This window comes from Marinobacter sp. L-46 (genome assembly GCF_056859535.1).
Genome location: NZ_JBSXOP010000052.1, coordinates 1 through 25,325, shown reverse-complemented (window position 1 = coordinate 25,325; position 25,325 = coordinate 1). Strand labels below are relative to the sequence as shown.

Here is a 25,325-nt window from a genome sequence, read left to right as displayed (position 1 = left end):
GCACAAGAAGAAGGCACCGACTGCGAAGGTCTCTCCTTTCTACAAGAAAACCATCGGTTACGGACTGCCGGACTTCGCAGAGGAACTCAACTACGGAGTCGATCTATCAACCATCTGAGGGTGGTATCAGATTGATGGGGTGAAGGTGCCCCATCAACCATTAAATCCGTATACCCCAATCTCGATACGCTGTCCAAGCTGCATATGTCCGGATATAGCAACGTTGATTTCATGGCGGGCTCCGACCGGCAAGAGGACGGTTTTACATCGGCACGATTTGCGCCGATCTTTCATTTTCAGTTTTCCGACAGAGTGCTGTTTGAAGGTGAGCTTGAAATCGAGACCGGTGCAGACGGTGAAACCGATGTCATAGTAGAGTATTCGACAATTGATCTCATCCTGAACGACTACATGGCGCTGGTGGCGGGTAAGTTTCTGAGTCCGATCGGTCAGTTCCGCCAGAATATCCATCCCAGCTGGATCAACAAGATGCCAACCGCACCGGTGGGCTTTGGTCACGGTGGCGCGGCTCCTCTCTCTGACCTGGGTGTTCAGTTGCGTGGCGGCATCCCGTTGAGCGGGTCGATGCGCGCCAACTATGCGCTTTTTACCTCTAACGGCCCGACGCTGCTTGTCGATGGGCATGGTGATGAGGTTGAGCTGGAAATGGAAACCGGAGCTGCTTCATCGAATGCCGATGGCAATTTTGTCTACGGTGGCCGGGTAGGCTTCCTGCCGGTACCTGCGCTGGAGCTGGGACTGTCCGGCGCCCTGGGCAAGGTTGGCGTGGGGCAAGATGTATCTAACCTGACGGCGGGAGAGCCGGACCGTGACTACACCGTTCTGGGTGCGGACGCCGTTTACAACCTTGACGCCCTGCAGCTGCGCGGTGAATTTATCCAGCAGACCGTGGGAAGCGAAGCCGGCAGCACAATTCGTAATGGTGCGGTGAGCGGGGAACTTGACTTTACAGCCTGGTATGCGCAGGCCGCTTACCGGGTGCCGGATACCAAGTGGGAAGGTGTTGCCCGCATAGGTGACCTGGACACCCCGAATGACGATGCAAACCGCTCCCAGTGGTCCGTTGGGGTGAATTACCTGTTCGCAAACAACGTTATCATCAAGGCGGCCTACACCGTGGACGATTACGATGACAACGCTATCGACAATGACGAGCGCTTCAACGTTCAGTTGGCTTACGGCTTTTAAGAGGGTATTAACATGAAACTAATGAACCGCAACCTCATCAGCAATGCTGCACTCATGGCCGCGCTTTTCATCGGTGGCGCAAGTTCAGCCGCTGCCCAGGACGCCGACGACCCCATGGCGTTCGTCCGGGGCGCCCAGTCATGGGCTGACAACTGCGCACGGTGCCATAACATGCGCGACTCGGCCGAGTTCCGTGACGATGTCTGGGAGCCAACCGTGCTTCACATGCGCATCCGAGCGGGCTTAACCGGGCAGGAAACAAGGGATATCCTGACCTTCCTCCAGAAAGCCAATGATCCGGCAGATAATAAGGGGGAGAATAAATGAAACGATCATCTTTTCTGGTCGCCAGCCTGGTCGCCGGGAGCTTTGCCTACTCAGGCGGAGCCGCGGCTCAGGCGGACAGCGTGGAAGCCGGCGAAAAGCTCTATAACTCCACCTGCGTTGCCTGCCATGGCGCAGACGGAAAGGGCAAGCTGCCCGGCGTTCCTGACTTCACAAAGAGCGATGGCCGGCTGACCAAGAGTGACGATGTATTGGTTACCAATATCATGGAGGGTTTCAAGAGCCCCGGCTCATCCATGGCGATGCCCGCCAAGGGTGGCATCAGCTCATTGACCAAGGAGCAGGCGGGAGCCATCGTTCAATACATGCGCCAGGCCTTTGCCAGCAATTAGTAGTTGAAGTAGGGCAACTCGAAACTCCTTGTTGCCCTACTTCTTAGCATGCGTCGTTATCGCAGAACAGCTCATACAGAACTTCTATGATCCGGCGCGCCTCCTCTCCCGCCAGGGAGTAGTGTATGGTCCGCGCTTCGCGGCGCGCAGATACCAGGCCGTCCTTGCGCAGCAGGGCGAGTTGCTGGGAGACGGCCGCCTGGCGCATCTCCAGTGCATCCGCAAGTTCGCTCACCGCCTGCTCGCCGTCGACCAGTTGGCAGAGGATCATCAGCCGGCTCCGCCCGGAGAGGGCCTTTAGCAGATTGGTGGCCTGATCCGCCGCCGGATACCCGCAACCAGGCGCTCGCTATTCTTGAGCGGGCGCAACGCATTCCGCTGTTCGACAATACCCTGGTCAGCGCCGATGGTAAGGCAGTCGCCCTTTACCTGCCGCTGACCAGCAAGGACATGAGTTACCGGGTCCGCGAAGCCCTGCTTGACAAAGTCGCTGGCTGGAAGGATACCGGCGATCAGGTCTACATCACCGGGCTGCCCGTGGCGGAGGACACGTTCGGTGTGCAGATGTTCTACCAGATGGCGATTTCGGCGCCACTGGCAATGCTGGTCATCTTCCTGGCAATGTGGTGGTTCTTCCGCCACGTCCGGCTCATTACCTCGGCGATGATCGTGGCCATGGTGGCGGCTGCGAGCACCATGGCGTTGCTGGTGATCAGCGGTAGCACCGTCCACATCATGAGCTCGATGATCCCCGTATTCATCATGCCCATTGCGGTGCTGGACGCGGTGCATATCCTCTCGGAATTCTTCGACCGCTATCCCCTGCATCGTGACCGCCACCGGGCCATCCGGGAGGTCATGGGGATACTGTCCCTCCGCCTGCATCGCTCCAGGCACGCTGGTTCGGTCTGAACTATATCAATGTCGTCTGGCAGGAAAAAATGGTCAGCGGCATGGCCATGGCCCTGTTCGGCAGTTTCGTTGTTGTGCTCCTGTTGATGGCCTTATTGTTCCGCTCTCTGCTCTGGGGCCTGCTGTGCATGATCCCCCTGACCGTGACCATCGGGGCCATCTACGGTCTGATCGGCATTGTCGGCAAGAATTACGATATGCCGGTCGCCGTGCTGAGCGCCCTGAGTCTGGGGCTCGCCGTGGACTACGCCATCCACTTCCTGGCCCGTACCCGCGCCACTCAGGCCGAGACCGGCTCCTGGCGTCGCTCGGTGGCACCGATGTTCGGCGAGCCGGCACGGGCGATAACCCGCAACGCCATCGTGCTTGGCGTTGGTTTCCTGCCGCTGCTGGCGGCGCCTATCTCGGCGAGCAGAAGTACTATGTCTATTTCCGACGACCGGCGGATGGGAGCCAGATGACGTTCCTGGTTTGGAAACACCAGGACCGGGACGACGACCGCTGGCTGTACCTGCCGGCGCTGGATCTGGTTAAGCGAATTGCCGTCTCCGACAAACGCACCAGCTTCGTCGGCTCGGATTTCTTCTACGAGGACATCTCCGGGCGCAGTATTGATGCCGACAGCCATGAGCTGATTGAAACCACGGATAACTACTACGTAGTGCGCAACAAACCCAAGAGGCCCGGGGAGGTTGAGTTCGCCTACTACGATGTCTATATCCACAAGCAGTCGTTCCTGCCGGTTCGCACCGAGTATATCGACGACAGTGACAACCTCTACCGGCGTTACACCGCGCTGGCGGTGGAGAACATTCAGGGTTACCCCACGGTCGTCAAGGCGAGGATGGAGAATCTGCGTAACGGTGGCACTACGGAGCTGACCTACAGCGGCATTGACTATGACCTGAGCCTGCCGGAAGACGTGTTTTCGGAGCGGTATCTGCGCCGGGCACCGAGGGAGTACTTGCAGTGACCACCGGTGCACTGAGGGCAGGAGGGCGTGGATGAACACCAGAAGCCTGCTCTGGGGCATGTTGCTGACGGGTATCGTTCTCGGTGCAGCGCCCGGGGCGCTATGGGCGGCCGCGCCCGAGCTGCCGGAGGGGCTGGGCGATGATCCTCACCAGCGCGATCTCTCCATCGCCGAAACCCGGTTGCAGCTCGAGGCGGAGAAGTATTTCAAGGGAGTAACGCTGCGCCTTACCGGCGATTTTCTCTATGACGACCTGGACGATGATCGGTCGGTGGACCTGGAATCGGGTGAGGGCGCGTTCGACCTGCGCGAGGCCAGCCTGGTGTTCATCAACGATCTGTTTCCCAAGGACTGGGTCTCGTTTTTTATCGGCCGCGATGTGGAGTACCTCAAGGCGCCCTCGGACGCGCTGAAGGTTTCGGCTTTTTCCAGCTGGGCCAATCTTGACCTTGTCTACACCCCCCGGTTTGACGCGGATCGCTTCATCGACGGTCGCCGTCTCTCTTTCTTCAACACAGGGCAAGGGCGGCTGACCGGGCGCAATGCGGTTGTACTGGCGGGCCGGTGGGGGCCGGCATCGGCAACGTCGAGCTGGGCTATTACGATTCCCGCGCAGACCGCGATGGCGACGATCCCACAGTACGCAACAGCGAGCTGCGCCTGCTGCTCGGCTATGAGCAGGAAATTGCCCGTAACCTGACCCTGGGCCTGCAATACTACCTTGAGCGCATGGGCGAGTTTGAGGCCTACCGGCGGGCCTTGCCCCCGGGTGCCCCGGTGCGGGACGAGAATCGCCACGTCCTCACCCAGCGGCTGACATGGCTGACACACAGCCAGAATCTGGAGTGGTCGTTGTTCCTGTTCTACTCGCCCTCGGACCGGGACGCGTACCTGCGCCCCCGGGTGGGCTATCAGGTTGATGATCATCTCTCTGTTGAGGTCGGCGGGAACCTGTTTTTCGGCGCGCGGGAGGAAACCTTCTTCGGTCAGTTTCAGGATAACAATAACCTGTATCTCGGGGCGCGCTATGGGTTCTGAGGGAGTCGGGCATTGGCATCAAGGGCCCGTTCAAAGCCACTTACGTAGCAGCAGTCCAAGCGTGTCATACACGCCTTTCATGAAGCCGCGGTGTTTCCAGGCGATGCCAGTGATTTCACTGGCATCCAGCAAATCAGTTACGAACTCGTTTCTTAACTGGCCATTCAAGGCTTCGTTTGTGGAAATCAGCGTCAGTTCATAGTTAATAAACAAACTTCTGTAGTCGAAGTTCGCTGTCCCTATGCTTCCCCAGACATCGTCAACGAGCAGCACTTTGGAATGCATTAGCCGGGGCGTGTACTCGAATATGCGAACGCCGTGTTCCAACAGTTCTCCGTAAATGGCGCGGGCCGCCCATTGTGCGGGGGTCGAGTCGGTCTTTTCGGTGGTCAGGATCCGCACATCGACTCCACGGCGGGCCGCGAGAGCAAGTTGTTTGCGCAATCCCCGGTCCGGTACGAAATAGGGCGTCGCCAGCCAGATTTTGTCGGATGCTCCAGCCAGTTGGTCTTTGATGGAGCACCGCAGCTGGATGCGGCAGGCGCGTGTGGTATTGGGAGTGATCCGGCTGTCGCCGACTGTGTGACTGCCTGGGTTCCATTGCGTGTCACCGCACCAGAAGGCGTTGAACAGAGCGTCAGCCTCTGTGGCCAGGGGCCCGTTGATGCAGACATGCATGTCGCGCCAGTGCTGCCGCGTAAGGACGCCGCTTGAGCCCAGCGCGTCAACGTGAATTCGCACGTCGAGGCCGTGGCGGGACTGCTTCATCAGTTCATCGAGCAGCTCAGCCCCCACCTCGTCCGCCGCCAGGATATACGAAGCGAGAAAGATACGCTGGCTGGCGGTACGGATCGAGCGGGCCATCTCCGCATAGAGTTGGTCTCCCTCACCGAACAGCCTGAACACATCCTTCACGGCCCCGCTCGCGGGTTCACAGGCGGCGTCGCCGGGGTTGCCGTTCATATCTATAAGCCAACAGAGCCGATACCCAGGCTGTCATTGGTGTTTCTGATCGACGTTTCCCCATCGTGTTCGGCCCCGGTAAGTGCGCGTATGGCATCGATGGTTTCCGGAACAACAATCGCCTGGTTGTCGACCATATAGGCATAGAACAGCTCATTACCCTGCACCTTGAGCATGTCTTCCCAAAGCGCGACTTCATACAGGCTGTCGTGAGGTCGGCCAAGGTCGGCCATCAACTCCTTGACGCTGTTGATCGCGCTTAGCCCGTCGCTGTTCCGGAGGAAAACAATGCGGGAGGAGGTGCGGAACGCATCGAGCACTTCGTCCTTGCTCGCCTCACGTGTCAGTTGAACGGACCAGTAGTGCAGGTGGGCCAGTGTCTCCGGAACCTTGACCGCCATGGTTACCACATCCAGGTCCGGGTCGACACTTTGGGCATCCGGGCCCTGGTGACTGGGAATCTCCGGCTCTGGCACGAGGGTATTCATGATCCCGCCCTGATGGCTCTCCCAGGGATCGGTGGCCCGGCGCAGAAGGGTTCCCCGTGCCCGGTCCAGCAGCCCGTGGCCGCCAGTCCGTGGCAATGTCAGCCACGCCGGCCAGGGCCATGTCTTTCTGTACGGCAACGGCGTCAGCTACCCGTTTGCCAATAACGCCATAGCCATTGATGGCGACCCGAATAATTCCCTGAACGGCCATATTTGCCCCCCGGTTTCCTGAAAAAGAGTGAATGATCCTGCCAAATCCCCAGTGTAACCACAGTATAGGCAAAGGCTGAATTTCAACTGAACATCCCTGTGAATATGTATCTTGGTGCACTGGCAGTTGCGAAAAGTTGATGCCAGTCAAAAAAGAAATGGCGCTAAAGTCCTTTTCAGGTTCAGTTCAGTCTGGTGTAGTGAGATAATAAACCATCATGCGGCAATTCCATTACCGGGAGCCAGGTCGAACACTGTGTGGGTGGCCTGGAACAAACGAAAGGATGAACGGACGATGTCTGCAAAACATAATAGCGCTCGTGACGAGAATGACGAGAATACTGTAGCCGGAGAAGCAGGGGGGAAGTATACCTGCCCGATGCATCCGGAGGTGGTATCCGACGAGCCGGGAGACTGCCCCAAATGCGGAATGCACCTTGTGCCTATGGAGCAGGCCGGAACGAGCTCCCATTCCGGTCATTCGCACCATCATTCCGGTCATTCGCACCAGTGTTCCGGAGAGCATGAAAAACCGTCAGGCGATGACCGGAAATATGATCGCGTGCCGCCTGGATATTCGGGTGTGGTCTACACCTGTCCCATGCACCCTCAAGTCCGACAGACAAAGCCCGGGGCATGTCCTCTGTGCGGTATGGGACTGGAGCAGGAATCGGCCACCGCGGAAGATGAGGGGCCCAACCCGGAGTTGGTGGACTTTTCTCGTCGGCTCTGGGTTGCCCTGGCATTTTCAGTGCCCTTGCTGATTTTGACCATGACTCCCTTTATCGGTGTCATGGCGGTTCGCGACTTCTTCGGTGAGCGTTTGTCACTCTGGATTGAACTGGTGCTTGCTACTCCTGTAATCCTATGGTCCGGCTGGCCCTTCTTTGCTCGCGGTTACATCTCGTTTCGGACAATGAACCTGAATATGTTCAGCCTGATCGGCATGGGAGTTGGGGCGGCCTATATCTTCAGCATCGTAGCGGTCCTTGTGCCAGGGATCTTCCCGGAAGGCTTCCGGGACTCCGAGGGTAACGTTGGCGTTTATTTTGAGGCGGCAGCCGTTATCGTCACGCTGGTCCTGCTGGGCCAGGTGATGGAACTGAGGGCCCGTGAGGGCACCGGTAAAGCCATACGTGCGTTGCTGGATATGGCCGCCAAAACGGCGCGCCTGATCCGGCCCGATGGAACCGAAACAGAGGTTGCTCTGGAGGATGTGAAGGTCGGTGATCACCTGCGGGTGCGGCCTGGTGACAAGGTGCCGGTGGATGGTGTTGTTGTTGAAGGCCGGTCTTCCGTTGATGAATCTATGATTTCGGGGGAGCCGGTTCCGGTAGAGAAAGTGGAGGGAGACAAAGTAACCGGGGCCACCATCAACGGTACCGGAAGCCTTGTTATGGAGGCGACCCGGGTTGGCGCGGATACTACGCTCAGTCAAATCGTCGAGATGGTTGCCAATGCCCAGCGCAGCCGCGCGCCTATCCAGAAGTTTGCCGATATGGTGGCCGGCAAGTTCGTACCAGCGGTTATTGCCGTGGCGGCCCTGTCCTTTGTGGCGTGGGCCATCTGGGGGCCGGTACCAGCTTTGTCGTATGCGCTCGTGTCTGCGGTTGCGGTGCTTATCATCGCTTGCCCTTGCGCATTGGGGTTGGCTACGCCTATGTCGATCATGACGGCTACGGGGCGCGGTGCCCAGTTAGGTGTGCTGATTAAGAACGCCGAAGCGCTGGAGCGTTTTGCCAAGGTGGATACCTTGATTGTGGATAAAACCGGTACCTTGACGGAAGGCAAGCCCAGACTAGTGGCGGTGCTGCCGGAATCGGGTCATGACGAGACCGAGGTCCTCAGGCTTGCGGCCACACTGGAGAAAGGGTCAGAGCATCCGCTCGCTGAAGCCATCGTTTCAGGCGCCGAGGCACGTAACGTGATGCTTGGAAAGGCCGATGACTTTGAAGCCGTTACAGGCAAGGGGGTCAAGGGTGTTGTGGATGGCAAGCCAGTGGCTTTGGGCAATGCCAAACTACTGGAAGAGCTGGGCTTGGACGGTGGCCATCTGATGGAGGTTGCCAATAGCAGACGCGATGAAGGCGAAACGGTCATGTTTGTGGTGCTTAACGGCGCCGTTGCAGGCCTTGTCAGCGTAGCCGACCCGGTCAAGGAAACGACACCCGCTGCGCTCAAGGCCCTCCACGCCGCTGGCTTCCGCATAATTATGGCAACTGGCGACAATGAGCGCACGGCAAAGGCGGTGGCGGGTAAACTCGGTATCGATGAGATTCGTGCCGATGTGCTGCCAGAGGACAAGGCCAGCATCATTCGCGAACTTCAGAGCCAGGGGCGCAAGGTAGCGATGGCGGGGGACGGCGTGAATGACGCACCCGCCCTGGCCCAGGCCGATGTTGGTATTGCAATGGGAACCGGCGCGGATGTCGCCATTGAGAGCGCGGGCTTTACCTTGGTTAAGGGTAACCTCGATGGCATTGTCCGCGCCAGACGGTTGTCCCAGGCGACGATGCGAAATATCAAGCAGAACCTGTTTTTTGCCTTGGTCTACAACGGTGCGGGTGTGCCGGTGGCTGCTGGTGTGCTCTACCCATTCTTTGGCATCCTGATAGGACCTATCTTTGCGGCGTTCGCAATGAGTGCGTCTTCTTTGTCAGTGGTGATGAACTCCCTGCGTCTGCGTCGCGAGAAAATCTAGGGGGGATGAAAAGTCCCCCCCCCAACCTTATTCTCACTGGGTGAAGACTGACTGAGAGGTAATCTTCACACCTGAAAGACCGGCGCGAACCCACCTCCGGGCGTGCGGAAGTTGGTTGTCTGACCCTGATATATACGTGCAGCGGCAAGCAGACTTTTGCCAGCGTATGTGTACAGGCGAATGTCGACTTTTCTGGTGGCCACGGCATCGTCAATTCTCAGGGTTCGTTCTCCTGCGGGAACCAGGTCCTGTGCGATATAACCGCCATTCAGAATGTGTTCGAAAACGCGCCGGGTCACTTTGTCGCCCCGGTAGACGCCCTTGCTGCCATGGCCCGCAACCGGCTTGAAGAACAGTTGGCGCCTGGCACTCCACAACTCAGCTGCGTCATTCCTCGAAACCTGCCTGGTTCTCGGCACGGCCCTCTCCAGATGGCCTACATCCGCCTCATTTAGCCCCCAGTCTCGTAGGGATTGGGGAGCAGATAGCAGGGTCAGGTTTCGTTTGTCAGCCAGCACCGCATGCACATGGGGGTTGGGCGTTACCACCGCCGGCATTGGTGTTGATCTCGATCAGCCGGGGGCCGTCGGGGCCCAGATGAAAGTCATAGCCCATGAACGCCCCTATGGGGCCGGGATCGAAGCGTGCGATTTCCGGTGCCCAGGACAGTACACGCTCACGGTACGACGGAAGTTCGGTGGCTGATTCGATCGCCTGAACGATCCGTTCCATCGTCGCTATTGGCCGTCCGTTGGTAACCGTGGGTCGAGTCTTGCATCTGGAGCCCGTAGCTGAGGTGGGTTGTTCGGCGTGTGGAAGCGGGTGTCAGTTATCATAAACGGTCTGGACTATAGTGTCGGCATTAATCCTCGTCAAACAGATGCCAGACAACGGTTTTCAGGTCTGTTTCAGTTTACAGTTTGTAGCTTTCTTTGCTATACCTATGACAGGCTGGAGAATTCGGCCGTTACCAGATAACAAAATCTCATATAAAAAATCTCGTATAAAGAGACGTCGGAGGAACAATGAAAATAACGGGAAAACGCATCGGTCAGGGGTGCTTGGGCGCGTTGCTCGCCGTAAATGGGGTTCCCGCTGCCATGGCTTTGGAAGTGCCCACGTCATCGGGCGTGAAACTGGACATAATTACCCAGGGCAAGTTTCAGCCAACTTACTTTTCCAACTTTGATATGGACAGCAGTAAGGAGGATCGTGCCACGGATACGTCTGCCGGTGCTGTTCAGGTGGGCGATGAGTACGTCAGGGCGGAAGTGAGGCTTGGTGTTGTCGCCACCGGTAAGAACTGGACCGGGAAGCTACTCCTTGAAAACGACTTTGCCCTGGACGGCAATTCCGTTGACCGTGCATACCGTGGTGAGCGGTTTGGCCTGGAGCAGGCTTACTTTACCTATACCTTTGATCCGGCCTTCACCGTTCAGGGTGGCTGGACCTTCAAGGATCTGGACATGGGGTCCGGAGGGCTGCTGTACGGCGACGACCATCCCCTGTTCGGCGCCATGGGAAAGACCTCGTGGGGCAGTTACGACGTCTTCTGGATGCCAATCAACGATGGGTTGATCTCGCGGACAAATCCGACTCCTACCATAGCTCAGATTAACGGGCAGGAGGACTGGGATGTCTATGCCTCGAAGTTTGATATCGACCTGGGGGGTGGCAGTCGAGTCTCGCCAATCCTGACGTTTAGTGATAATCAGCAGCAGAACGCCGTGGCGACCTATTTCGGTGTGGAGTACATTGGCAATATCGGAGCCCTGAAAATCCGCGCCGAAGTGCTAGGGGTAACGGGAAGCTTCAATGGCGGGTCATCCACGCTTGAGAATGGTACAGTGGTTGATAATTCCAACTCTGACATCAGCGCCTTTGCGGGTTACGCGAGCGTCGAGTACCCGGTTAGTGAAGCCTTCAATCCCTTTATCGCACTCCGGGTGACCAGCGGGGATGACGATCCGACCGACAACGACGTCGAAGGCTGGGTGGGGATTACCGATATTGGCCGGTATTCGCCGCTGATCGGTATCGATGGTCAGTTCATGGGCTGGCAGCCTAACTCCAACCGGGCTATTGCCTCGGGTCTCTTTGGTTTGGCCCTTGATCAGGCCGGTCCTGGAGGAGCGGGTTACGGTGGTATATCCAACATGGGTACCGGTAACAACCCGGGTCAGATCATGCTGTCGTTCGGAAGCTCCGGTAACCTTGCGGCAATCTCGCCGAAGCTGTCCTACCAGGCGCAGATCTTCCCGATGTGGTTCCAGCAGACCGGGGGGCTTGAATCGCTCAGCACCGCCAGTGGCTCGGTGGACAGTTTTGCCGGTACCGAGGTGGACGTAGCCGTGAAATACCAGGCCAATGAGTACTTTGCGCCAAGGCTGGTGCTTTCCAGCTTCCTGCCGGGTAAGGGCGTTAAGGATGCGACCGGTGGAGATGATGCGGCCTATGTCGCAATGCTTGAGCTTAACTGGAATTACTAAAAGCTAGAGAGGTTTTTCAATTTATCGCAAAACGATTGAGGCCCGCCGTAACCGGCGGCCTCAATTTCTTTTTTTAAGGGGCATATTGTGAAACGAGTTCTGGCCTTTCTTGTCTTTTTATTCGTGTTGCCGAATGCCCTGGCCGAGGGCTACGACCTTCCTCTGGATTCACTGTCGGAATGGACTGGAAAAAAAGCCATTAGTGTTGTTTCGAATGTGCCGGATCTGGATAAAGATACAGAATTCCTGGCGCTGTTGGGGCGCCTTAGTGTTAGGGGGTTTGATGTTAATTTCGGTCGTTCCGGATTTTCCGATGAAGGGCTTGTTCTGGAAGTTCTTGAAGTAAATGATAAAATTGCGATCTCCATTAAATCCGCTGACTCACAGAAATACTTGCTTTCAACGTTTGTTGATCAGGCGCAACAGGCAACTTCAGTCACTGATTTCAGTACTTCTCCACAGAGAATTCTACCGTTGCCGGCAGGTTTTAATCCAGAGAGGGTTGAAGCGCTGCCTGGGTCAGCCCGTGCGGATAGCCGACTGATTTTTCTTTCCAATGCAACGCTGGCGTTGGGGTCACTCAAGGACGGTAATATACAGGTAATTGATAAACTCCAATCAGACATCAAAAACTCGAAAGCGATTTACCTTTCCATTGGCCAGTCAGACTCAGATCCGAATCCTGAGATTGCAGTGGTATGGGGGCAGGATCGGGACATCTCAGGCAAGGGGCAATACACGAAGATCTACTCTCAACTTTTCGAGGTCGCTGGGGAGGAGCTGCGGGAAGAAACTGAAAAAACAGAGAATGTTGCCATAAGGTTTATTAATAACCAGTTGCATGTCCAGCGATATGAATTGCTTGCCGGAGACATCGGGAAACTGATGGTTGCCTCTGTGAAGGGTTCAGGGATCGGAGCTGGCGAAGAGAGTTCGTCGCTTTCTGACAGAGAAATCTTTTCAGTTTTCCCCATCGACGACGCTACGAGGGTCAGTGTCGCGGAAAGCTATCTTGAGCTGCAGTCTCCCGGTGGGAAGCCTTTCCCCAGGCTTGAGTTGGGTAGAGTTTCTTTGCCAAGGGTCGCTATGCCATTAAAGGAGAGGAAAATCGTTACTACTCCCGATTACGCTTATTCCGTCAACGAACAATACCTTTCTATTCCCCGGAAGGTTATGGCTGAGGAGGGGGAGGTTATAACCTTTCTGAGAAAGCGCAGGGGGGCTTTTGCAGGGTTAGCGTCCGCTTCAGGATCGGATGTAATGGTTAGCGCAAGTTGGGATAGAAGTTCGCCGGGCGCTGGGTTCTCGATTACTCCAATTCGTGAGATTAATTCCTTTGTGATCGATTTTTCATACGTGATAACTGGAGACGAATCGATATTGGTCGTTCTGGCTAATGAGGAGAGTGACAGTCAGGGAGCTAGCCACATATACATATACAGTGTCCCGTCTGGCTAATTCGTCGACCCTTTAAAAGCGTCAGATAGAGGGTCAATTAGGAATCTCGACAGTCACTTGCAAGCCACCACCAGAAGCTGTTGAGAAGGTAACGTGCCCACCGTAACGCTCAACGATTTCTCTCGCTATGGCGAGCCCAAGGCCGTGCCCCGGTGTTTGTTCGTCCAGACGTAGCCCGCGCTGACCCAGGCTGGTCATTTCGTTTTCATTGACTCCTGGGCCATCATCGGTCACGACCATGCGAGTTAACCCGTTGTCTTGTGATAAGGAAAGTTCAACGTAACCGTTCGACCATTTTCCCGCGTTATCCAGCAAATTTCCCAGGATCTCGTTCAAATCATGCTCTTCAACCGGCCAGCGGCTTTCCTCGGGAAGGGCGCTGGACAGCTCAAAGGATTTTTCCGGGTACAAACGGCCTAGCATCCAAAGAAGATCCCGGGCCTGCTTCAAGGGGTACGCACTTTTTCCAACCTGCGGGCCGGCGAAACGACTGCGCCGCATTTCCGCTTCAAGCTGTTTGTCGATGTCATTCAGCCGGGCTGCCATCTGGTGTCTCAGATCGTTGTTTAGAGGGTGGCTTTTGTCGTCCAGAATCTGCCGGACAGCTGCGATGGGTGTTTTAACGCTGTGGGACAAGTTTGCCAGGGCGTCTCGTGAGCGCTCCAGTCGCTGATCCAAAGAGTCGAGCAACTGGTTGAGCTGCTCCACAAGGGGCTGAAACTCCTCGGGAGACTGGACGTCAATACGCGAAATTTTGCCATCCTGGAGCCTTTTTAGTGCAGCCTTGAGTGTTACAACAGGGCGCATGGATAGGGTAATGCCGAACCAGATCACGGCGACCAGAAGCAGTATCAGCAAAACGGAGACGATGGCAGTCCAGGCATGCAGTTCTGCCTGACTGCGTTTCAATGCGCCGAGATCCTCGGAGACAATCACAGTGATAGGCGTTTCGCCTACCTGGAAGGATTTTCGATAGGCAAGGATATCCGAGGGTGCGTCAGCTATTTCTGTGTCGTGCACCCGAAGGGTTCCGTCATTGCCGGACTCAATCAAGGGCGTTAAAAGAGGCGCCCAGGCCTCGGGCGAAATGATTGTCCCGGAGGGCGACCGTATGGCAAAGGCGTGATGGAAGACATCCTGGAAGTAATCACCGGTCTGGAGCGTATCCACGCGACCATTCGACGTGCGAATCTGGTGTACAAGGAACGCGACTTCGTCCTTGAGCCTGCTTTCAACGAATTCCCTGGACATTCGTTCCAGCAACAAGCCGTGCACCAGCCACGCAAGAACCATCAGGCCAATGCTGGCCGGCAATAGCAGGGCAAGCAGAGTTCCCTTGACTGACGCTGGTTTCCTATGAAACATCGTTGAACAGATACCCCTGGCCGCGCCGTGTTGAGATGGTTTTGGGGCCTACCAGCTTCCTTAGCCTCCGGATATAGGCCTCGATGACGTTTTCACTCGGGTTGTCATTAAGGTTGTAAAGCTGTTCCATCAGCTGCTCTTTCGAGAAAACCTGGCCAGGCCGGCTCATCAGGCAGCGCAACAGGCGGAACTCGGTGCCTGTCAGGGGGTGTTCCGTGCCTCCCTCCAGTTTCAGGCTCTGGCGATTCTCGTCCAATTCAAAGCGGCCGGCCTTTACCAGGGAATGGACTCTTCCTTCGCTTCGACGCACTATGGCGTTAAGGCGGGCGATCAGCTCTTCGGTCTGGAAGGGCTTGGCCAGGTAGTCGTCTGCCCCGGCCTTTAGACCATTGACCTTATCATGCCAATCGTCCCTTGCAGTCAAAATCAATACAGGAAAGCTGACGCGGTTCGCTCGCCATTTTTCCAGCACATCCAGACCGTTACCATCGGGCAAGCCCAGATCCAGTATGCTTATCCGGTAATCCTCCTGCTCGCCAAGAACGATAGCCTCTTTCGCCGTGTAGGCGGCATCCACACTGAACCCTGATTTCTCTAATTGGCGTGTGAGGCCTTGTGAAAGCAAGCGATCATCTTCGACCAATAGTAATCGCATAGTTGTTCCTTTCCAGTGGCAATATGACCGGCGCAGTCTCGCTGAAGCGCCTGAATCCAGCCTGAATAATAATTATTTTGGTATTTTCAGCAAGAATTCAGGTTAGTGAGCGATGGTATCAGCCGATTCTGGACATTGCTCAAGTTTCGGGGCAAGTGTGACCAGCGCTTACTATAAATTATTGCAGGAGAAGATGGGATGAGTGCATCAAAGTTCTTGGTGGCGGCAGTCGCGATCTCGATGTCCGCAACGGCATTTGCAGCGGGTGCTCATGGCGAAGGGCATGGTAGCGGGCATGGTGGCGGGCACGGCGCGGCGACTGGTGAGCCGGGCAAAGCGTCAGAAGCCACTCGGACAATCACCGTGGAAATGCATGACAACTACTACGAGCCGGACTCGATTGATGTGAAGCCTGGCGAAACCGTGCGCTTTGTAGTGGAGAACAAGGGCAGCCTGGTTCACGAATTCAATATTGGCACGCCTGCCATGCACGAAGCCCACCAGAAGGAAATGATGATGATGGTTGAGCACGGGATTATCCAGGGCGGCACGCTCAATCGCGACATGATGGAAATGGATATGGGGAATGGCAAGGCCATGAAACACAACGATCCGAACAGCGTATTGCTGGAGCCGGGGCAGAGCAGGGAAGTGGTCTGGAAGTTTTCCGATAAAGGTGATATCGAGTTTGCCTGCAACGTGCCCGGGCACTATCAGGCCGGTATGTATGGCGAAGTGGATTTCGACTGATCCCTTTCTTATCAACCGCTCCCGCCGCGCCGGCGAAATCCTCGGCCTTGCGGCTCTGCTGTTGCCGGTGATCGGCCTGGCAGGGGAATACAGCCTCACAGTCGATCGGGTAAAAATCGATACCGGCGACTTTGTCAAAACGGGTATCGGCTACAATGGCAAATCCCCCGGGCCGGTTCTGCGCTTCAGGGAAGGCGAAGAGGTTTCCATCAATGTGACCAATAACCTCGATGAGATGACCTCCATTCACTGGCACGGGCTGATCCTTCCCTTCGATCAGGACGGCGTGCCCGGTATCAGTTTCCCCGGAATCAAGCCGGGAGAAACCTTTACCTACCAGTTTCCCATCCAGCAGACGGGTACCTACTGGTTTCACAGCCACTCCGGCTTCCAGGAGCCTGACGGTGCTTACGGTGCCATTGTCATCGAACCCGAGGGGCGTGAGCCGTTCCGTTACGACCGTGAGTACGTGGTTCAGCTGACCGACAAACACCCGCACTCCGGTGACCGCATCATGCGGAACCTGAAAATGATACCCGATTACTACAACCGCAAGCAGCAAACGGTGGGTGAGTTTTTTTCGGACGTTTCTGAAAATGGCCTGATGAATACGGTCCGGGACCGGATGGCCTGGGGTAACATGCGCATGATGAAAGCGGATGTCGAGGACTTGCACGGCTTTACCGGTCTGATCAACGGCAAGGGGCCGGAGCAGAACTGGACCGGCCTCTTCGAACCGGGGGAGCGCATCCGGCTGCGTTTCATCAACTCCTCGGCGATGACGTATTTTGACGTTCGGATTCCCGGCCTGGATATGACGGTTGTGCAGGCAGACGGCAATAACGTACAGCCGGTCAATGTCGCCGAATTCCGGATCGGCGTGGCAGAAACCTACGATGTGATTGTCCGCCCCAGGGAGGCGCAGGCCTACACCATCTTCGCTGAGTCCATGGGCCGTTCGGGCTATGCAAGAGCAACGCTGGCTCCGGAAGAAGGAATGGAAGCCGCCGTTCCCCAACTGCGTGAGCCTGCGCGCCTGACCATGGCCGATATGCCCGGTATGGACCACGGTAGCATGGCGGGCATGGACCACGGCAGTATGGATATGAGCGGTACCGACGGCATGTCCGGTATGGGCGACCCGTCCATGAAGGGGATGGATCACTCCGGTATGGCCGGTATGGATCATTCGAACATGCAGGAGATGGATCATTCGGGCATGCAGGAGATGGATCATTCGGGCATGCAGGAGATGGATCATTCGGGCATGGCGGGCATGGACCACGATTCCATGGAGATGCCCAAAGGTGGCGCGAGCGATCCGTTCTACGCGAAGGGCAGTGGCCTTGTGCCCGTGGCGGCGAATGGCGGCAAATTCCTGTCCTATGCAGACCTGAAAGCTCAAAACCCGCTGTATGAAGACCGGGAACCGACCCGGGAAATCGAGCTTCGACTGACCGGCAACATGGAGCGCTATATCTGGAGCATTAATGGCGTCAAGTACGAAGACGCAGACCCAATTCGTCTCAAATACGGTGAGCGAGTTCGCTTCAAATTCGTGAACGAGACCATGATGACTCACCCTATGCACCTGCACGGTATGTGGTCCATTCTCGATGTTGGTGCAGACCAATGGAACCCGATCAAGCACACGGTCAGTGTGCAGCCAGGCACCACGCTTTACATGGAAACCGAGGTCGACGCGCCCGGTCAGTGGGCGTTCCACTGTCACCTGTCCTATCACGCGGCCGCTGGTATGTTCCGCAAGGTCATTGTTGAAGGTGGGCCAGAGTCGACGCAGGCCAAAACAGACGTGATTGCCAAAGATGGAGGTGAGGCATGAGCCGTATTCGATTGCTGGGTGCTGTGAGCCTGCTCGTTTCGATCGGCTTCCCAACCGCGTTAGCGGCTCAGGAGATGATTTCCGACACCACCGCGCGTAAGCAGCCGCTCACGACCTGGGGTGTGCAGTTGGAGGAGTTTGAATACCGCTACAGTGACGATGATGAGGAGCTGGGAGTCTGGGAAGCGGATTCCTTCTACGGCACCGACGAGCTGAAACTCCGGTGGATTTCAAAAGGTGAGTACAGCCTGGAGGAGCGGGCCTACGAATCACTGGAAAACCAGCTGGTGGGGCAGGTGCCGATTTCCAAGTTCTTTGATGCCAAAGCCGGCGTCCGGTTCGACACACCCGAGGGTCCGGACCGGACGTACGCGGTGCTCGGTGTTGTCGGGCTGGCGCCCCAGTGGTTTGAGATCGATGCGAACCTGTACATGAGTGACGAGGGCGACACATCCGCCGATCTGGATGCCGAATACGAGTGGCTGTTGACCAACTACTGGATCCTGTATGCGACTCTGGATGCGACGGTAGCGTTCAGCGAGGACCGGGAAATTGGCGTCGGCAAGGGGTTGGTGTCCACCGAAACCGGCCTCAGGTTGAGTTATGGCCTGATTGACCGCACGTTCTCGCCCTATGTGGGTGTGGTGCACGAGCGCAAGTACGGCGATACCGCGGATTTCGCCAAAGCCGGGGCGGTGGTACGGAAGACTGGTTTGCCGTGATCGGCGCCCGCATCGCGTTCTGATCGTGGGGCTGACGGGCCCGGGATACTCCCCGGGCCTGTTTCTGTCTACACTTTGATCTGGGTCAAGTCCACCTGGAATTTTCACCTGTATTCAGTCGCAGTTCAGGTTGGCATGGTGTGATAGAGGGTAGGTAGCGAGGCAACGAGGTGCACTCCCATGACCAAAGCACACAAAGCAAGTAATCAGGCGCAGTTTCTGTTGCGCCGGAAACTGACCGTCGAAGACCTTGGCGAGAGTGAGTGGGACGATTTTATCCACGAACTCAACCACCATCCCTGCGTCGATTTTGCCGAGCGCAAACCGGGCAACCAGCTGCATGTCACCTTCGATGGGACCCATTGGTCCACCGATGAGCTGCTGGAGCTGATCGAGCTCCATGGAGGCCGGTTGAAAGCGGGCTGGTGGACCCGGCGGAAACTGGCGTGGTATCGCTATACGGACGACAACGTCCGGGCCAATGCCAAGCATGAGCCGTTTTGCTGTTCGAAAATCCCGCCGATGAAAAAATAACAGGAGGTTGTATGTCATACACGATTGACCGACTTATCGGCAATGCGGGTTTCGAGGAGGTGGACAAACGAACGCGTCAGGCGCTTACCGATCACGGCTTCGGGGTGCTGACGGAAATTGACGTCAAGGCCACGATGAAGAAAAAGCTGGACAAGGATATGTCTGCGTACCGGATTCTCGGGGCCTGTAACCCAGGTATGGCCTGGGAAGCCATTGGCGTGGAGCCTCGTGTCGGCGCGATGCTGCCGTGTAACGTCATTCTTCGCGAAGTTGTGGAGGGTATCGAGGTCAGCGCGATAGACCCCGTGGCTTCCATGACCGCTATTGATAACGACGAGCTCAAGCAGGTTGCTGGAAAAGTCAGGGAAATGCTTTTAAAGGTTGTTGAATCGATTTGAGTGACCGAGAGAGATCTGATTCCCGTTGTACCCTGACCTGAGGAGGTGGTTTTATGAAACTCCAGGCGCGTAACCGGTGGCGCTCCTCGCTGGTAGCCACTGTCCTGATGAGCCTGTCCCTGACGGCGATGGGAGACAGTGCCCGGGCATTCGTACCCATGGGGACGGCGGATTCCGTGGGCGTTATTGATCTGGAAAGTTACCAGATAACGTCGACGATCAGCGGGACCATCAATACCCATGGCTCGGCACTGACACCCGATGGCCGCTATCTGGTTGCCGGCAGCCTGACCGCTCACGACAGCCAGGAACCGGTCAGTCGCCCGGAGGGCGTGACGGAAGATGAGCATGCCGCCCATCATGGGGGTGGTGCGCCCGCGGCAGCTCCGGAAGACGCCAATACCGGGCGGATCTATGTTGTCGATACCTCCACGAACGCGATTGCCCGCACGCTGGAGGTGCCTGGGCCGGTGCACCATGTACTGGTGACCCCTGACGGTCGCTACGCTGTTTCCACGCACCGCCATGGGCGGCGGTATCAGTGTGGTTGACCTGGAATCCGGACAGCTGGTTGAAACCGTGGCGACGGGCCCGGCGCCCAACTACGTGGTAGCGACCGACAACGGTCAGTCTCTGCTGGTCAGCAATACCGGCAACGGCACGGTCAGCGAAGTGGATACCCGGCACTGGTTCGTCAAACGCAATCTTCGGGTTGGCGGTAGTCCGGAGCATATGGTGCTCGCCCCCGGCAACGAACGGCTTTATGTCAATGATGTCGACTCGGGCCAGGTTGTTGCCCTGGAGCTTTCCAAAGGCGCCGTGGCGGCAAGGTATGATGTCGGGGCGGAATCTCATGGCGTTGGCCTGAGCGCCGACGGCGGGATACTGTACGCAACCAGTAAGGGCGGCGACCGGGTCGTCCGGATCGATCTTGCCAGCGGGACCCGCCATAGCGTGTCACTGGCGCCGGCCCCCTACCATCTGGCAGTATCTCCCGGCAATGGCCGCCTGCTGGTTACCAGTCGTGCCGAAGGCAGGCTTTGGGTGCTCGATCCGGCATCCCTTGAAATTATTGACGAGATTGCGCTGAATGGCACCGGCCATCAGATTTCGATCCAGTCTCATTGACCGGGCCGGCGCAGGGCCTGAACCGGCGACCCATAACCCGACCATGGCGGGCGGATACCCGGGTATACCCCGCGTGGATTGATGGCAAACAGGGCTGCTGCCACCGGAACGGCAGCAGCAGGCTCAAAGGTTTATTCCCTGTCCTTTAACCTGCCTTTTGAAAACCAGGCAAACAACACCGGCAAGACAAACAGTGTCAAAAACGTGGCTGTCACCAACCCGCCCACGATGATACCCGACGTCAGGCAGGGCGTACATCACTGCTTCGATGGGGTAAGTAATGAGCTGCTCCACCTCTTCGGCGGCGAGCCCTGGTACCTCGGTATTCACCGACACCTGAACGTTGGTCACATCCGCAAAGACATCCAGATTCAGTTTGGGAATAATAAAACGGCACTGACTCACGACCGGCATTGAGCCCAACGGTCGGTTCCGCCCGGGTGCTACGCCGTGTCACCTCGGCTTCCGCCTTCAGCGACTGCCAGCGCCTCAGCGGTCTTGTCCAGTACTCGTTGCCGGTACAGCGCTTCGGCAGCGCTTCGCAGATAGCCCGCTTGCTGACGTCTTGCGCCCCGTCTGTCCCACCAGTCGATGGTCTGCTGAACGCCGACGCGGTAGTTGTCGTCGTCGCCATTACGCTCCAGATCGGTGGACAGCTCCGGGTTGTAGATAGGCTGCTCCACCGCATCGGCACTGGCGTTGGAACCCAGCCATTGCTCGCGAGCGGCGAGCACGTCAGGGTGTTGTTGTACCTGGGATGCCAGCCAGGCGTCCCAGCCGGAAGTTTGTGCTTGGGCAAGCAGGGGCAGGACAAGCACGCACGCGCTCAGCAAGGCCTGCCAGGGCCAGTCAAATCGTCTCATAATGATAGTCCTGCGGTTCCATGATGTATCACCCTGGAATAAATGCCATTGTGGTGCTGTAGCCCCGGGCTACAGCGGCTGATGACGCGCTTTTGCGATGTAATCAGGCGATGGGAGGGCGGAACAGGGAAGGGAAAATGCCGGAGGTGAGGTTGGCCTGATTTTGGCTATAATTTCCAGCACCGGTCCGGCCGTTTCGCCCAAAACTGTTAAATTTGTCGGTTCTTCCGCAGCAACCGGACTATTTGCTTGATCTTTGAGCTACTCATACCTTCTATAAGGTGGCTGCAACCAAAAAAGTAACGATAATCAGACAATCCGAAAACGCGCATGAGCCAAAAACCGCTTACCCTCACTGCACTCTTTTTGACCCTGGTGGTCTACTCCCTTCGGGCACTGGCCCAGGCTCCGGACGCCGAACAACTGGTGGCCGGCATGGAAGATACCCTCTGGTCCGACAGCAACCACGGCCGCTTCACCATGCGCATCGAATCCGAGTACTGGACCCGCACTCTGGAACTGGAAGCCTGGATGGACCGCCCGGAGTACACGCTGATCCGCATTCACGCGCCCAAAAAAGAGGCTGGCATTGGCTCGCTGCGAATCGGCGATGCCATGTGGAATTACCTGCCCAAGGTTGATCGTACCATCAAGATCCCGCCATCGATGATGCTGCAGCCCTGGATGGGTTCAAACTTCAGCAACGACGATCTGGTCAAGGAAAGCTCGTTCGTTGAAGACTACACCCATGAGCTGGTCGAGACCGACGATTCGGGCGAGGTGCCTGTGTACCGGATCGTCTCGACGCCCCGGCCCGACGCGCCGGTGGTGTGGAGCCGTTTGGAATTCAGGATCCGCGCCGATGCTATCCCGGTGTCGGCTGCTTACTATGGCGAGCGCGACCAGGTCGTCAAGCGCATGACCTATGACCAGATCGAAACCATGGGCGGGCGCCGCATTCCCACCCGCTGGACGATGGTGGACGCCGATAACCCCGAGTCCCGCACGGTGATCACGATTGAGTCCATCGAATTCGACCTGCCGCTCGATGAGGCGCTGTTTTCATTGCGCCGCCTGCGCAACCCACAGTGAGGGCCGGCTATGAGCATCGTTAACGTGGAGAATGCGTCGCGGATCTACCGTCAGGATTCGATTGCCGTCAAGGCGTTGGATGAAGTGTCGGTCGCCATCGACGCCGGTGAGTTCACAACGCTGGTGGGCCCGTCAGGGTCGGGCAAGACCACCCTGCTGAACCAGATTGGAGCCCTGGACGAGCCGGATAGCGGGCGTATCCAGGTGGCGGGTGAGGAAATCACCGGGCTCAGCCGCAAGAAGCGGACCCTTCTGCGGTTGTGGAAGATCGGCTTTGTCTTTCAGGAATACAACCTGATCGGTGTGCTGTCGGCGCAGGAGAATGTCGAGTACGTGTTGATGCTACGGGGAGTGCCGTTCCGGGAGCGCCGCGCCGAGCGTGAGGAAATACGGCCGTGATGGCGTGGCTACGGCTGGCTTTTGGCAATCTCCGGGTTAATCGCCGGCGCACCGCCATCACACTGTTGTCGGTGGCCGTCGGTGTCGGCGGACTGGTGTTTCTCTGGGCATTCATCGATGGCATCAACGCCCAGATGATCAACAACATGACTGGCTATGTGACCGGCGACCTGAAGGTACATCAGCGCGGCTTTCACGACGACCGGGAGATGAACATTGCCCTGGCCGAGCGCTGGAATCTCGCAGAGGATGTGTCGGCCGTAACCGGTGTGGCGGCGACCACTCCCCGGGTAACGGGCCATGCCCTGGCCAGCCGTGCGGGATCGGCTGCAGGGCCACGACGTGGAGGTCCTGGGCTGGCCGGCCCTGATGCCATCGCTGGTGCAGATGGTGGCCTTTCACGACGCCGTCGCCTATATCGTGATCTTCGTGGTGTTCGTGGTAGTGGCCGCCGGTATCGTCAATACCATCCTGATGTCGGTGCTGGAGCGCAGCCGGGAGTTTGGGGTGATGATGGCGCTGGGCACGCCAAGCAGCCGCATCGTCTGGCTGGTGCTTCTGGAAACCGCGATTCTGGCCGGCCTCGGCTATCTGTTGGGGCTGGTGCTGGGATTGTCGCTGACCGGCTATTTCGGCAGGTATGGGCTGGATTTCAGCGCCTATATCAAGGCCATGGATACCATGCCGGGGCTCAGCGGCATCGTTTATCCCACCATTGAATTCCAGCGTCTGGTGGTGATTGGCGTTGTGGTGGTCTCGGTAGCCTTGCTGGCGGCCGCCCTCCCGGCCTGGAAGGCGAGTCGCAACAGTCCGCTGGAGGCGATGGGAGCCAGGCGCAAGGTGATTAACCGCATCCGCCGGATTCACTGGCAGGTGACGTCCGATCACCGGCTGCTGATTTTCGCGCAAATGGCACTCCGTTCGGTGTTCCGCAACCCGAGACGGTCAGTGATTACCGGCTCCGCCACCGCGTTCGGGCTGGCGGCCTATCTGTTCCTGTACGCTTTTGCCGATGGCTTCTTCGAGCAGATGATCCAGAACTCGACCCAGCAGCTCAGCGGGCACGTGCAGGTGATGGAAGCGGGGCACGCCGTCGATCTGTCGCCAGCCCTGCGCATCGCAGACAGCCCGACGCTGCTGAGGCAGTTGCGGGCACGCCCTGAAGTGGAGGCCGCCGCGCCGCGGGTGGTGCTTCGTGCCATGGTGGCGAATCCGGGGAAAAGTCTGCCGGTGGAACTGGTGGGTATTGCGCCGGAACAGGAGAGGGCCGTCACCGAACTTGCCGGTTATATTGAGCAGGGAGCCTACGTTCAGTCAGGCGACCTGGCCTCCGGGGCTCAGGCGATTCGCGGTATCTACCGTACCGGAAGTGACCTGTTCGACAGTGAGTATGCGTTTATTGATATCGAGGCCGCCCGTCGCCTGGGCAGCCTGCAGGGGGGCGAAGCCTCGCGGATCGCGCTGCGGCTGTCGGACCGCGCCGGGAGCGCCGCGCTGGCGCGCACCCTGAACAAGTCGCTGAGCGGGGACGGACTGGTGGCCCAGGACTGGGAAACCCTGCTGCCGGTGGTGGCCATCGGGGTCATGAATACCATGGTGATGTCGGTGATGGAGCGGACCCGGGAACTGGGCGTCATGCTGGCACTGGGAACCCGAGGTGTCCAGTTGCTGCTGACGATTGTGTTCGAGGCGTTCTTTCTGGCGGTACTCGGCATGGTGGCCGGAACCCTGGCGGGCGGTGCGCTGGTCTACTGGCTGAACCAGGCCGGCATTGACCTGTCCTCGATCAGCGGGGCGCTGGAAACCATTCCGGGCATTACCGACCGGGTCTATCCGGTGCTGATGTTTGATCATGTCTGGCTGCCCAGCCTGCTGCTGTTTCTCTGTTCGGTGACGGTGGCGCTGTATCCGGCATGGCGGGCGGCGCGGCTGGACCCGGTCGAGGCCATTCATCATGGCTAGGCACTGGCAAGTGGCGTCAGGGCTGGTCTGCCTGATGCTGGCTTCAGGTGTTGAGGCCGGGTTCAGCCAGTCCGGAGTTCGCCTTGCTCCGGGATGCCCCGGAACCTCGCTACTGGGATCTGCAGGGGGATATTCACGAGTCGGGGACATTGCTGGCGCGCCACCAGTTCTATCGTGGCACGGTGCAGTGGCGGTCGCCGGCCGGTGATTTCCGCTTCGGCCGCCAGCAGGTGAACTGGTCCACGGCCCTGATCTGGAACCCGATGGACATCCTCAATCCTGTCAGCCCTTTGCAACTGGAGCCGGATGAACGGGTGGGTGTGGACGCCATTCTCTGGGACAAACCCTGGGGAGCCTTAGCCCGGATTTCTCATAGTGCTCCAACAACCTTCGCAGACCAAGCCTGGTAGTGCCAGATCCGAGTGGTCATGGTCGAAGTTGGCGATTATTTAGCCAGTTTCCGGCATTCAGGCACAACTCCCCCTTTCCCCCATTG

30 protein-coding genes and 1 pseudogene are annotated in these 25,325 nt (G+C 57.7%); 21 read left to right on the top strand and 10 right to left on the bottom strand.

All coding sequences use genetic code 11. The features are described from left to right. The first annotated feature begins 231 nt into the window (after positions 1 to 231). The 3 genes from AC13DJ_RS07545 to AC13DJ_RS07535 are packed head-to-tail and all read left to right on the top strand — an operon-like array spanning position 232 to position 1,886. Positions 232 to 1,209 carry a porin gene (locus AC13DJ_RS07545; RefSeq protein WP_482933539.1) on the top strand — a complete coding sequence of 326 codons (978 nt, stop codon included), beginning with the start codon at positions 232 to 234 and terminating at the stop codon, positions 1,207 to 1,209. A gap of 12 nt (positions 1,210 to 1,221) precedes the next feature. Further along, on the top strand, positions 1,222 to 1,536 hold the full coding sequence (locus tag AC13DJ_RS07540; RefSeq protein ID WP_482933538.1) for a cytochrome c: 315 nt from the start codon (positions 1,222 to 1,224) through the stop codon (positions 1,534 to 1,536). Next, entirely contained in the window at positions 1,533 to 1,886 is a 354-nt protein-coding gene (locus AC13DJ_RS07535) for a c-type cytochrome (protein WP_053113997.1), read from the top strand. The genes AC13DJ_RS07540 and AC13DJ_RS07535 overlap by 4 nt, the downstream gene beginning before the upstream one ends. 43 nt (positions 1,887 to 1,929) lie before the next feature. Here AC13DJ_RS07535 and AC13DJ_RS07530 read toward each other — a convergent pair whose 3' ends face one another. Beyond that, positions 1,930 to 2,190: an ArsR/SmtB family transcription factor gene (locus AC13DJ_RS07530; RefSeq protein ID WP_482933543.1), complete on the bottom strand. Its 261-nt coding sequence runs from the start codon at positions 2,188 to 2,190 to the stop codon at positions 1,930 to 1,932. Here AC13DJ_RS07530 and AC13DJ_RS07525 point away from each other — a divergent pair. The 4 genes from AC13DJ_RS07525 to AC13DJ_RS07510 are packed head-to-tail and all read left to right on the top strand — an operon-like array spanning position 2,100 to position 4,471. Further along, entirely contained in the window at positions 2,100 to 2,798 is a 699-nt protein-coding gene (locus AC13DJ_RS07525) for an MMPL family transporter (RefSeq protein ID WP_482933537.1), read from the top strand. The two genes, AC13DJ_RS07530 and AC13DJ_RS07525, sit on opposite strands and share 91 nt — an antisense overlap. Continuing rightward, positions 2,795 to 3,259: an MMPL family transporter gene (locus AC13DJ_RS07520; RefSeq protein ID WP_482933542.1), complete on the top strand. Its 465-nt coding sequence runs from the start codon at positions 2,795 to 2,797 to the stop codon at positions 3,257 to 3,259. Before AC13DJ_RS07525 ends, AC13DJ_RS07520 begins: the two co-directional genes overlap by 4 nt. Next, the gene (locus AC13DJ_RS07515; RefSeq protein WP_482933536.1) at positions 3,256 to 3,771 is read left to right on the top strand and encodes an outer membrane lipoprotein-sorting protein; all 516 of its coding nucleotides are present in this window, start codon (positions 3,256 to 3,258) and stop codon (positions 3,769 to 3,771) included. Before AC13DJ_RS07520 ends, AC13DJ_RS07515 begins: the two co-directional genes overlap by 4 nt. 31 nt (positions 3,772 to 3,802) lie before the next feature. Beyond that, positions 3,803 to 4,471 carry a hypothetical protein gene (locus tag AC13DJ_RS07510; protein ID WP_482933535.1) on the top strand — a complete coding sequence of 223 codons (669 nt, stop codon included), beginning with the start codon at positions 3,803 to 3,805 and terminating at the stop codon, positions 4,469 to 4,471. Between the two features lie 368 nt (positions 4,472 to 4,839). Here the strand turns inward: AC13DJ_RS07510 and AC13DJ_RS07505 are convergent, their stop codons facing one another. Next, entirely contained in the window at positions 4,840 to 5,772 is a 933-nt protein-coding gene (locus AC13DJ_RS07505) for a phospholipase D-like domain-containing protein (RefSeq protein ID WP_482933534.1), read from the bottom strand. A 2-nt stretch (positions 5,773 to 5,774) separates the two neighbouring features. Further along, entirely contained in the window at positions 5,775 to 6,356 is a 582-nt protein-coding gene (locus AC13DJ_RS07500; protein WP_482933533.1) for a type II glyceraldehyde-3-phosphate dehydrogenase, read from the bottom strand. Positions 6,357 to 6,765: 409 nt separating this feature from the next. Between AC13DJ_RS07500 and AC13DJ_RS07495 the strand changes: the two genes are divergently transcribed. Beyond that, positions 6,766 to 9,171 (top strand): copper-transporting P-type ATPase, encoded by a 2,406-nt coding sequence (locus AC13DJ_RS07495; RefSeq protein ID WP_482933541.1) that lies wholly within the window; start codon positions 6,766 to 6,768, stop codon positions 9,169 to 9,171. Positions 9,172 to 9,236: 65 nt separating this feature from the next. Here the strand turns inward: AC13DJ_RS07495 and AC13DJ_RS07490 are convergent, their stop codons facing one another. Together AC13DJ_RS07490 and AC13DJ_RS07485 are read right to left on the bottom strand one after the other, a co-directional pair. Then, a complete protein-coding gene (locus AC13DJ_RS07490; protein WP_482933532.1) occupies positions 9,237 to 9,590 on the bottom strand; it encodes a hypothetical protein in 354 nt (117 codons plus the stop codon). Positions 9,591 to 9,678: 88 nt separating this feature from the next. After that, the gene (locus AC13DJ_RS07485) at positions 9,679 to 9,903 is read right to left on the bottom strand and encodes a hypothetical protein (RefSeq protein WP_482933531.1); all 225 of its coding nucleotides are present in this window, start codon (positions 9,901 to 9,903) and stop codon (positions 9,679 to 9,681) included. Between the two features lie 293 nt (positions 9,904 to 10,196). On the opposite strand from AC13DJ_RS07485, the gene AC13DJ_RS07480 reads away from it, so the two are divergent. Together AC13DJ_RS07480 and AC13DJ_RS07475 are read left to right on the top strand one after the other, a co-directional pair. Continuing rightward, positions 10,197 to 11,660 (top strand): hypothetical protein, encoded by a 1,464-nt coding sequence (locus AC13DJ_RS07480; RefSeq protein ID WP_482933530.1) that lies wholly within the window; start codon positions 10,197 to 10,199, stop codon positions 11,658 to 11,660. An 87-nt stretch (positions 11,661 to 11,747) separates the two neighbouring features. After that, positions 11,748 to 13,118, top strand: coding sequence for a hypothetical protein (locus AC13DJ_RS07475; RefSeq protein WP_482933529.1), 1,371 nt, complete (start codon positions 11,748 to 11,750; stop codon positions 13,116 to 13,118). Between the two features lie 33 nt (positions 13,119 to 13,151). On the opposite strand, the gene AC13DJ_RS07470 is transcribed toward AC13DJ_RS07475, so the two are convergent. Further along, positions 13,152 to 14,483, bottom strand: coding sequence for a sensor histidine kinase (locus AC13DJ_RS07470; RefSeq protein WP_117618250.1), 1,332 nt, complete (start codon positions 14,481 to 14,483; stop codon positions 13,152 to 13,154). Then, positions 14,473 to 15,138: a response regulator gene (locus AC13DJ_RS07465; RefSeq protein WP_482933528.1), complete on the bottom strand. Its 666-nt coding sequence runs from the start codon at positions 15,136 to 15,138 to the stop codon at positions 14,473 to 14,475. The genes AC13DJ_RS07470 and AC13DJ_RS07465 overlap by 11 nt, the downstream gene beginning before the upstream one ends. Before the next feature lie 198 nt (positions 15,139 to 15,336). Between AC13DJ_RS07465 and AC13DJ_RS07460 the strand changes: the two genes are divergently transcribed. From AC13DJ_RS07460 to AC13DJ_RS07430, 7 genes and pseudogenes are all read left to right on the top strand, one after another. After that, positions 15,337 to 15,888 (top strand): cupredoxin domain-containing protein, encoded by a 552-nt coding sequence (locus AC13DJ_RS07460; RefSeq protein ID WP_482933527.1) that lies wholly within the window; start codon positions 15,337 to 15,339, stop codon positions 15,886 to 15,888. Beyond that, positions 15,866 to 17,731 carry a copper resistance system multicopper oxidase gene (locus tag AC13DJ_RS07455; RefSeq protein ID WP_482933526.1) on the top strand — a complete coding sequence of 622 codons (1,866 nt, stop codon included), beginning with the start codon at positions 15,866 to 15,868 and terminating at the stop codon, positions 17,729 to 17,731. The genes AC13DJ_RS07460 and AC13DJ_RS07455 overlap by 23 nt, the downstream gene beginning before the upstream one ends. Continuing rightward, positions 17,728 to 18,476 (top strand): annotated as a pseudogene (locus AC13DJ_RS07450) (copper resistance protein B). The gene AC13DJ_RS07455 and the pseudogene AC13DJ_RS07450 overlap by 4 nt, the downstream one beginning before the upstream one ends. Before the next feature lie 157 nt (positions 18,477 to 18,633). Next, positions 18,634 to 18,987, top strand: a complete 354-nt coding sequence (locus AC13DJ_RS07445; RefSeq protein ID WP_117618245.1) for a hypothetical protein — start codon at positions 18,634 to 18,636, stop codon at positions 18,985 to 18,987. A gap of 11 nt (positions 18,988 to 18,998) precedes the next feature. Then, positions 18,999 to 19,385: a DUF302 domain-containing protein gene (locus AC13DJ_RS07440; protein ID WP_288944953.1), complete on the top strand. Its 387-nt coding sequence runs from the start codon at positions 18,999 to 19,001 to the stop codon at positions 19,383 to 19,385. Between the two features lie 53 nt (positions 19,386 to 19,438). Continuing rightward, on the top strand, positions 19,439 to 19,936 hold the full coding sequence (locus AC13DJ_RS07435; RefSeq protein WP_482933525.1) for a YncE family protein: 498 nt from the start codon (positions 19,439 to 19,441) through the stop codon (positions 19,934 to 19,936). Next, positions 19,911 to 20,513 carry a YncE family protein gene (locus tag AC13DJ_RS07430; protein ID WP_482933524.1) on the top strand — a complete coding sequence of 201 codons (603 nt, stop codon included), beginning with the start codon at positions 19,911 to 19,913 and terminating at the stop codon, positions 20,511 to 20,513. The genes AC13DJ_RS07435 and AC13DJ_RS07430 overlap by 26 nt, the downstream gene beginning before the upstream one ends. A 123-nt stretch (positions 20,514 to 20,636) precedes the next feature. On the opposite strand, the gene AC13DJ_RS07425 is transcribed toward AC13DJ_RS07430, so the two are convergent. Then, positions 20,637 to 20,927, bottom strand: coding sequence for an efflux RND transporter permease subunit (locus tag AC13DJ_RS07425; RefSeq protein ID WP_482933540.1), 291 nt, complete (start codon positions 20,925 to 20,927; stop codon positions 20,637 to 20,639). A gap of 29 nt (positions 20,928 to 20,956) precedes the next feature. Continuing rightward, positions 20,957 to 21,376, bottom strand: a complete 420-nt coding sequence (locus AC13DJ_RS07420; protein WP_482933523.1) for a hypothetical protein — start codon at positions 21,374 to 21,376, stop codon at positions 20,957 to 20,959. A 375-nt stretch (positions 21,377 to 21,751) separates the two neighbouring features. Here AC13DJ_RS07420 and AC13DJ_RS07415 point away from each other — a divergent pair, with 375 nt between their 5' ends. After that, complete coding sequence (locus AC13DJ_RS07415; protein WP_482933522.1) at positions 21,752 to 22,468, top strand: outer membrane lipoprotein-sorting protein; 717 nt, start codon at positions 21,752 to 21,754, stop codon at positions 22,466 to 22,468. Between the two features lie 9 nt (positions 22,469 to 22,477). Beyond that, positions 22,478 to 22,867: an ABC transporter ATP-binding protein gene (locus tag AC13DJ_RS07410; RefSeq protein WP_482933521.1), complete on the top strand. Its 390-nt coding sequence runs from the start codon at positions 22,478 to 22,480 to the stop codon at positions 22,865 to 22,867. 8 nt (positions 22,868 to 22,875) lie between these two features. Here AC13DJ_RS07410 and AC13DJ_RS07405 read toward each other — a convergent pair whose 3' ends face one another. Next, entirely contained in the window at positions 22,876 to 23,169 is a 294-nt protein-coding gene (locus tag AC13DJ_RS07405; protein ID WP_482933520.1) for a hypothetical protein, read from the bottom strand. On the opposite strand from AC13DJ_RS07405, the gene AC13DJ_RS07400 reads away from it, so the two are divergent. Together AC13DJ_RS07400 and AC13DJ_RS07395 are read left to right on the top strand one after the other, a co-directional pair. Continuing rightward, positions 23,168 to 24,829 (top strand): ABC transporter permease, encoded by a 1,662-nt coding sequence (locus AC13DJ_RS07400; RefSeq protein ID WP_482933519.1) that lies wholly within the window; start codon positions 23,168 to 23,170, stop codon positions 24,827 to 24,829. The genes AC13DJ_RS07405 and AC13DJ_RS07400 overlap by 2 nt on opposite strands. 83 nt (positions 24,830 to 24,912) lie before the next feature. After that, on the top strand, positions 24,913 to 25,239 hold the full coding sequence (locus AC13DJ_RS07395) for a hypothetical protein (RefSeq protein ID WP_482933518.1): 327 nt from the start codon (positions 24,913 to 24,915) through the stop codon (positions 25,237 to 25,239). The last annotated feature ends 86 nt before the right edge of the window (positions 25,240 to 25,325 follow it).

Excerpts from the sequence above, each read along its gene's own strand:
- AC13DJ_RS07465 (WP_482933528.1), bottom strand. The coding sequence starts at position 15,138 with ATGCGATTACTATTGGTCGAAGATGATCGCTTGCTTTCACAAGGCCTC.
- AC13DJ_RS07425 (WP_482933540.1), bottom strand. The coding sequence starts at position 20,927 with ATGCCGGTCGTGAGTCAGTGCCGTTTTATTATTCCCAAACTGAATCTG.
- AC13DJ_RS07445 (WP_117618245.1), top strand. The coding sequence starts at position 18,634 with ATGACCAAAGCACACAAAGCAAGTAATCAGGCGCAGTTTCTGTTGCGC.
- AC13DJ_RS07540 (WP_482933538.1), top strand. The coding sequence starts at position 1,222 with ATGAAACTAATGAACCGCAACCTCATCAGCAATGCTGCACTCATGGCC.
- AC13DJ_RS07485 (WP_482933531.1), bottom strand. The coding sequence starts at position 9,903 with ATGGAACGGATCGTTCAGGCGATCGAATCAGCCACCGAACTTCCGTCG.
- AC13DJ_RS07405 (WP_482933520.1), bottom strand. The coding sequence starts at position 23,169 with ATGGCCCGTTACCCGGGGAGTGGTCGCCGCCACACCGGTTACGGCCGA.
- AC13DJ_RS07460 (WP_482933527.1), top strand. The coding sequence starts at position 15,337 with ATGAGTGCATCAAAGTTCTTGGTGGCGGCAGTCGCGATCTCGATGTCC.
- AC13DJ_RS07545 (WP_482933539.1), top strand. The coding sequence starts at position 232 with ATGGCGGGCTCCGACCGGCAAGAGGACGGTTTTACATCGGCACGATTT.
- AC13DJ_RS07470 (WP_117618250.1), bottom strand. The coding sequence starts at position 14,483 with ATGTTTCATAGGAAACCAGCGTCAGTCAAGGGAACTCTGCTTGCCCTG.
- AC13DJ_RS07535 (WP_053113997.1), top strand. The coding sequence starts at position 1,533 with ATGAAACGATCATCTTTTCTGGTCGCCAGCCTGGTCGCCGGGAGCTTT.
- AC13DJ_RS07510 (WP_482933535.1), top strand. The coding sequence starts at position 3,803 with ATGAACACCAGAAGCCTGCTCTGGGGCATGTTGCTGACGGGTATCGTT.
- AC13DJ_RS07515 (WP_482933536.1), top strand. The coding sequence starts at position 3,256 with ATGACGTTCCTGGTTTGGAAACACCAGGACCGGGACGACGACCGCTGG.
- AC13DJ_RS07495 (WP_482933541.1), top strand. The coding sequence starts at position 6,766 with ATGTCTGCAAAACATAATAGCGCTCGTGACGAGAATGACGAGAATACT.
- AC13DJ_RS07455 (WP_482933526.1), top strand. The coding sequence starts at position 15,866 with ATGGCGAAGTGGATTTCGACTGATCCCTTTCTTATCAACCGCTCCCGC.
- AC13DJ_RS07505 (WP_482933534.1), bottom strand. The coding sequence starts at position 5,772 with ATGAACGGCAACCCCGGCGACGCCGCCTGTGAACCCGCGAGCGGGGCC.
- AC13DJ_RS07400 (WP_482933519.1), top strand. The coding sequence starts at position 23,168 with ATGCCCTGGCCAGCCGTGCGGGATCGGCTGCAGGGCCACGACGTGGAG.
- AC13DJ_RS07435 (WP_482933525.1), top strand. The coding sequence starts at position 19,439 with ATGAAACTCCAGGCGCGTAACCGGTGGCGCTCCTCGCTGGTAGCCACT.
- AC13DJ_RS07420 (WP_482933523.1), bottom strand. The coding sequence starts at position 21,376 with ATGAGACGATTTGACTGGCCCTGGCAGGCCTTGCTGAGCGCGTGCGTG.
- AC13DJ_RS07410 (WP_482933521.1), top strand. The coding sequence starts at position 22,478 with ATGAGCATCGTTAACGTGGAGAATGCGTCGCGGATCTACCGTCAGGAT.
- AC13DJ_RS07480 (WP_482933530.1), top strand. The coding sequence starts at position 10,197 with ATGAAAATAACGGGAAAACGCATCGGTCAGGGGTGCTTGGGCGCGTTG.
- AC13DJ_RS07440 (WP_288944953.1), top strand. The coding sequence starts at position 18,999 with ATGTCATACACGATTGACCGACTTATCGGCAATGCGGGTTTCGAGGAG.
- AC13DJ_RS07430 (WP_482933524.1), top strand. The coding sequence starts at position 19,911 with ATGGGCGGCGGTATCAGTGTGGTTGACCTGGAATCCGGACAGCTGGTT.